Below are 6,000 nucleotides of genomic sequence, written 5' to 3'. Positions count from 1 at the left end.
ACAACGACGTCCTCGAAGACGTCGGCGAAGTCGATCTGGTCTTCGACGTCATTGGCGGTGACATCCAGAAGCGGTCCGCAGGCCTTGTCCGAACCGGAGGAATACTGGTGACCATCGTCGGGCCGGCCGAGGCGCGGCCGGCTGACGGCCGCGCGGTCGACTTCGTTGTCGAATCCGATCGCGCCCAACTGAATGAGATCGTTCAACGGGTCCGGAACGGGCGACTGCGGACGAACATCGGCACCGTCGCGACCCTCGACGACGCAATCGCAACCTTCAACGCGACCGAGCGACGCTCCGGAAAGACGGTCATCCGCGTTCGTCCGTGAGCGGGCACGTTCACATTGAAGCACGCGGCCTGCCGACCCCGTTCCATCGCGCGGACTGCATCCGATCATCCCAGCCAGCGAGAGGCATGCATGACTTTCACGTTAAAGATCAATAGCATACCCCACGAGGTCGACGTCGACGGCGACATCCCGCTTTTGTGGGTGCTGCGCGACGTACTCGGCATGACCGGGACCAAGTTTGGCTGCGGCCAGGCGCTTTGCGGCGCCTGCACCGTGCATGTCGACGGTCAGTCAGTCCGCTCGTGCCAGACGCCAGTCGACAGCGTCGGCGACAGCGCGGTCACCACGATCGAGGCGATTGGTCAGACGCCGCAGGGCGCGACCTTGCAGAAGGCGTGGCTGGAGCTGGAGGTGGTGCAGTGCGGCTACTGTCAGTCCGGCCAGATCATGTCGGCGGCGGCGCTACTGAAAGACACCCCGAAGCCGACGGATGACGACATCGATGCCGCGATGTCGGGCAATATCTGCCGATGCGGCACTTATCAGCGCATCCGCGCTGCCATCAAGCACGCCGCGGGAGTTTGAAATCATGGATGAGATCGTTCTGAAAGAGCAGATCATCGATGAAGCACCGATGTCGCGGCGGACCTTTCTCCAAGGCACAGGCTTGCTGCTTGGTTTTGCGCTGGCCGGCGGGAGCGTAGAGCCCGTCTTCGCAGCGGCTGCTTCGCAGGTGCTCGAAAACGAGGTTACGGGTACTTTCGCGCCGAATGGCTTTGTACGGATTGATGAAACCGGGGCCGTAACCCTTATCATGCCGATGGTCGAGATGGGGCAGGGGGTTTACACGTCGCTTTCCATGCTTCTCGCTGAAGAGCTCGAAGTGAAGCTTGACCAGCTTCAGGTTCAGCATGCGCCGCCGAATCATGCGCTTTACGTCAATTCGATTATCGGCATTCAAAATACAGGTGGTTCCGCCTCCATTCGCGCATTCTGGACGCCGTTGCGTCAAGCAGGGGCCGCCGGCCGCACTCTGCTGATTGCGGCAGCTGCAGAACAATGGGATGTCGATCCAACGACTTGCCGCGCGATTTACGGCGTCGTGTTCGATGCGTCGGGCTCGCGGCATATGACGTATGGCGAACTTGCAACGGCCGCGGCGAAATTGCCAGTGCCACCTGCGGCCACCGTCAAATTAAAGGATCCGAAGGATTTCACTCTGATCGGCACGCGCGCCAAGCGTATCGACTCCTCGATAAAGGTCGACGGGCGCGCGCTGTACGGCATCGATGCGCGACTGCCGGGTATGAAGATTGCAGCGTTGGCCATTTCGCCTGTGCTCGGTGGCAAAGCGAAAACAGTGGACGACAAGGCAGCGCTGGCGGTCAAGGGCGTTCGGCAAGTGGTCAACATCGATGAAGCTGTTGCTGTCGTAGCGGATCATACGGGCGCCGCAAAGAAGGGGCTCGAGGCGGCGGCCGTCACGTGGGACGATGGGGTGAACGGAAAGATCAGCACCGCCGAAATCGTCAAGCAATTGGAGGAGGAATCCAAAAAACCCGGCGCCGTCGCTCGTAACGTGGGTGATGCGCGGAAGGCGCTTGCAGAGGCCGCGCAACGGGTTGACGCTATCTATCAGGTGCCTTTCCTAGCCCATGCAGCGATGGAACCGATGAATTGCACCGTCCATCTGCGGAAGGATCGTTGCGACATCTGGGTCGGGACACAAGCGCCTACGATCACACAGTCTGTGGTGGCCGAACTCACTGGCCTGCCGGAGGATGCAATCAAAATTCACAATCAGCGGTGGCTTCGGCCGAAGGCTGGAGGCCGACGGTACGGCGCTGGCCGTCAAGATCGCCAAGCACGTTGATGGTCCGGTGAAGGTGATCTGGAGCCGCGAGGAAGACATCCGGCACGATATGTATCGGCCATACTATCTCGATCGGCTGTCAGCCGGACTTGATGCAGCCGGGAAGCCGGTTGCCTGGACACATCGGATCGCCGGCTCCTCGGTCATGGCTCGCTATTATCCCCCTTACTTCAAGGACGGATTGGACCCCGATGCCATAGAAGCGGCGGCCGAACCGCCCTATGCGCTGCCCAATATCCACGTCGACTATGTCCAGGTTGAGCCTCCTGGTGTCCGGACGTCTTGGTGGCGCGGTGTCGGACCGACTCACAATGTTTTTGTAGTCGAAAGCTTCATGGATGAGCTCGCGCATGTCGCCAAACAGGATCCCGTCGCTTATCGCAAGGAGTTGCTTGGCCACAATCCGCGAGCGCTTGCTGTTCTGTCGCTTGCGGCGGAAAAAGCAGGGTGGGGATCACCATTGCCTGAGCGGCATGGTCGCGGGATTTCGGTACAATTCGCATACGGAAGCTACACGTCGCAGGTCGCCGAGGTCGAAGTGGCGGCCGATGGCTCTGTCAAAGTCAAGCGGATCGTCTGTGCGATTGACTGCGGCATGTACGTCAATCCCGATACGATCGAAGCACAAATTCAAGGAGGAACGCTTTTCGGGCTGACCGCTGCGCTCCATGGCTCGATTACCTTCAAGGATGGTCGCGTCGAGCAGAGCAATTTCGACAGCTATCTGCCGATGCGTATCGACGAGGTGCCGGTGGTGGAGACCCACTTGATTAAGAACGCGGAAGCTCCAGGTGGCGTTGGTGAAGCTCCGACAGCGATTGTCAGTGCCGCGGTTACAAATGCAGTCTTCGCCGCCACCGGCAAGCGCCTGCGCAGCCTGCCGATCAATACGGATTTGCTCAAATCGTCGTCATAGTCCTCGCCCTTCGTCCTGGGCATGTTGCAGCGCACGGGATGAAGGGTCAGGACAAAAGACCCCGAGGGTCACCGTTCGGAAGAACTCACGCTTCGAAGGCCGCCATCTAGGGTTGCGCATTCGATTTGCTTCGAAACAATCATGAGGGCTCACTCGGTCGCCGGCGAATTATGGCCTAGTTCGTTGAGGGGCCTAATTTCGTCTCAAGACGTTGCGACAATTGATGGAAAGACACGAAGTTCAGTGGTACGAGCATAGCAACGCTCCGCTGACCCTTCGAGAACGGGCTTCCGAGCACTATCGGCACCGGTAGCCGGGCGGTATAGGACCACCACAGTAATGCGGAACATTTCGAAAGCGGTTTCAAGGCAGGATCTCATCGGGCAGAGAGAGTCGTTGCCCGCGGGCTCCTCTGTCAAATTGTCTACAACGGACCTCAACAACTTGATGCAGGCGCTCGACATCGATGTCATCGCGCTGATTGAGGTTCTTGTGCCGCACGGCCATCGGGTCGAAATGGGAACGATTGATGCACCCGGGATCCACTACAACTTGAGTGGCGTGGGACGCATATCTATCAACGGCGGACCAAAGATGCCGTTGACCCCTCATTTGGTCATCATCGTGCCGCCGAACACTCCGTTCGCGATCGAGGTTGACGGCGGAAGCGGCCCGCCGAAACTCATTTCGAGAAACTGCTGGACACATCAAGACGGCATCCTCCGCGTCGCAGTGCCGAACGAGCAGCCCGAGATCGTTCAGATATGTGGCTATTTCAACGCATTCTTCGGTCAATCTGTGAGGCTGTTCGGAGAACTCCGCGAACCGGTGATCGAGCAGTTCGAGCCGGCAGACAAGATCGATTTGAAGCTCCGCGAGGCAATGGACGAGCTGCTACAGCAAGAGGTCGGCGTTGGAGCCATGACAGCGTCTCTGCTCAAACAGATCATCGTCTCATTGTTGCGACGGTCCCTCAAGTCATCCCAGCGGTGGTTTGAACGATTCTCGATACTTGCCGACAGGCAGATCACTCGTGCTTTTGCAGATATGGTGGCGCGCCCGGGAGCCCCCCATTCAGTTCAAAGCTTAGCACATACTGCGGGATTGAGTCGTTCGGCGTTCATGGCGCGGTTCTCGGACATCTTTGGCCAATCCCCGATGGTCATCTTGCGAGACCTGAGAATGCGCCGGGCTGCGATCAATTTGACAACGACGACGATGTCGGTCGACGTCGTTGCTCAGAATGCGGGGTACAAGAGCCGTTCAAGTTTTGTGCGAGCTTTTCGAAAGGCGTACGAACGAGATCCGAGCGACTATCGGCAGATAGCCAAGGATGGCGAGATCCAGAAGGATATCTGAGAGCAAGGTACCGAGGTTAATTTTTGATACAAAGGGCCGATGATCGGAAAGCCAGAAGGGGGCCGCCCGTCGGCGCGACCCCCGCTTTACGTTAGCGCTCGCTTACGTCGCCGTCGCGACCGCATCTACCTCCTTGAGGTTTGATATGCGATGCTTTTTGCTCACCAGTGGCGATTGCGCTGCTTTGTAATGCCATGACAATCCTCCGATTGAAACGTGCATACAAACTCATCTCGGAGTCTTTCGAGCTTATGGGAGAGCGCTCTGTTCCACAGGGTGTCGATCTTGATTGATTACGGCCAGCGCACAACAGGCGGTAGCGAAGACAGGATGGATTCGACGTTGCCGCCCGTCCTCAGCCCGAAGATTGTGCCGCGATCATAAAGCAAATTGAACTCCACATAGCGGCCACGGCGGATCAATTGTTCGTCACGATCCGCCTCCGTCCAATCGCTGTTAAAGTTGGCGCGGACGATTTCGGGGTAGAGAAGGCTGAAAGCGCTGCCGACGTCGCGCACAAAGGCAAAATCGGCGTCCCAGCCGCCGAGTTCTTCATCCGAATGGAGCCAATCGAAGAAAATACCGCCAATACCGCGGGCTTCATTGCGGTGCTTCAAGAAGAAATATTCATCGCACCATTGCTTGTAGCGCGCGTAGTCCGCGACCCTATGCCGCTGGCAGACGATCTCCATCGAGCGATGAAAAAGCACGCTGTCGAAATCCGTCTGTGTGCGACGCCGCTCGAGCACCGGAGTGAGATCCGCACCGCCGCCGAACCAATGGCCGGTCGTGACGACCATGCGCGTATTCATGTGTACCGTCGGCACATTCGGATTGACCGGATGCGCAATCAACGAGATGCCGGAAGCCCAGAAGCGCGGATCTTCACTGGCGCCCGGAATTTGAGCGCGGAAATCGGGTGAGAATTCGCCGTGAACCGTCGATGTGTGCACGCCGACTTTCTCAAAAACCCGGCCTTCCATCATGGACATCCCGCCACCGCCGCCTTCGCCGTCTTCTCGCAGCCATTCCTTGGCGACGAAACGACCCGGCTCCTGCTCGGCAAGCGGTCCGATCAGTTCGTCCTCGAGGGCTTCGAACTTAGAGCAGATCGTATTGCGAAGGTTTTCGAACCAGGCACGCGCAGCGGCCTTCTTGTCTTCTATGTCCTCGGGCAGGCCCATCGGCAGTTCCGGTCTTTCCATTTCATCGTCTCCACTCAGGCTGTTACCGCAGCTTGTGTCTTCTTTGTTCGCGTTCGGCGATTCCTTAGAACGAAGGCTGGTCCCATCGCGTTGTTCTATCGCTAGAGCTTTTTAAATCATCCCGTGACGCTCTTCTGAACGCCTCTCGTCAAAGGCGTCATATATATGGACGGACGGATGTTACGCATGGCATAATCTCGTCGCGGCTTGTTTCATGCCGAGGATCGAAGAAAGGATCCATGGAGCCAGCAAACGGTACGGGATATCGAGCTCCTGCAGCCTTGTCTCGAAACCGGCAGCCCGAAGTATGCTCGCGAGATAAAGTATGGCACCCCCGCTTCCTTCCGAAGATTGAAC

General features: G+C 58.1%; 4 protein-coding genes and 1 pseudogene. 4 read left to right on the top strand and 1 reads right to left on the bottom strand.

The window, feature by feature from the left end; genetic code table 11:
* From ACSQ9D_RS34170 to ACSQ9D_RS34155, 4 genes and pseudogenes are all read left to right on the top strand, one after another.
* Positions 1 to 329, top strand: a 329-nt coding sequence (locus tag ACSQ9D_RS34170) for a zinc-binding dehydrogenase (RefSeq protein WP_436286182.1), incomplete at its 5' end; no start/stop codon positions are given.
* Between the two features lie 90 nt (positions 330 to 419).
* The gene (locus ACSQ9D_RS34165; protein ID WP_436286181.1) at positions 420 to 875 is read left to right on the top strand and encodes a (2Fe-2S)-binding protein; all 456 of its coding nucleotides are present in this window, start codon (positions 420 to 422) and stop codon (positions 873 to 875) included.
* 4 nt (positions 876 to 879) lie between these two features.
* Positions 880 to 3,079 (top strand): annotated as a pseudogene (locus ACSQ9D_RS34160) (molybdopterin cofactor-binding domain-containing protein).
* A gap of 447 nt (positions 3,080 to 3,526) precedes the next feature.
* Positions 3,527 to 4,438 carry a helix-turn-helix transcriptional regulator gene (locus tag ACSQ9D_RS34155; RefSeq protein ID WP_436286180.1) on the top strand — a complete coding sequence of 304 codons (912 nt, stop codon included), beginning with the start codon at positions 3,527 to 3,529 and terminating at the stop codon, positions 4,436 to 4,438.
* Between the two features lie 293 nt (positions 4,439 to 4,731).
* On the opposite strand, the gene hemF is transcribed toward ACSQ9D_RS34155, so the two are convergent.
* Positions 4,732 to 5,643 (bottom strand): oxygen-dependent coproporphyrinogen oxidase, encoded by a 912-nt coding sequence (gene hemF / locus ACSQ9D_RS34150; RefSeq protein WP_436286179.1) that lies wholly within the window; start codon positions 5,641 to 5,643, stop codon positions 4,732 to 4,734.
* Positions 5,644 to 6,000: the final 357 nt, after the last annotated feature.

Origin of the sequence: Rhizobium sp. LjRoot258 (assembly GCF_964254185.1) — a bacterium.
Taxonomy (GTDB): domain Bacteria; phylum Pseudomonadota; class Alphaproteobacteria; order Rhizobiales; family Rhizobiaceae; genus Rhizobium.
The sequence above is the reverse complement of the archived record's forward strand: the minus strand, read 5'-3'. Positions and strand labels throughout refer to the sequence as shown.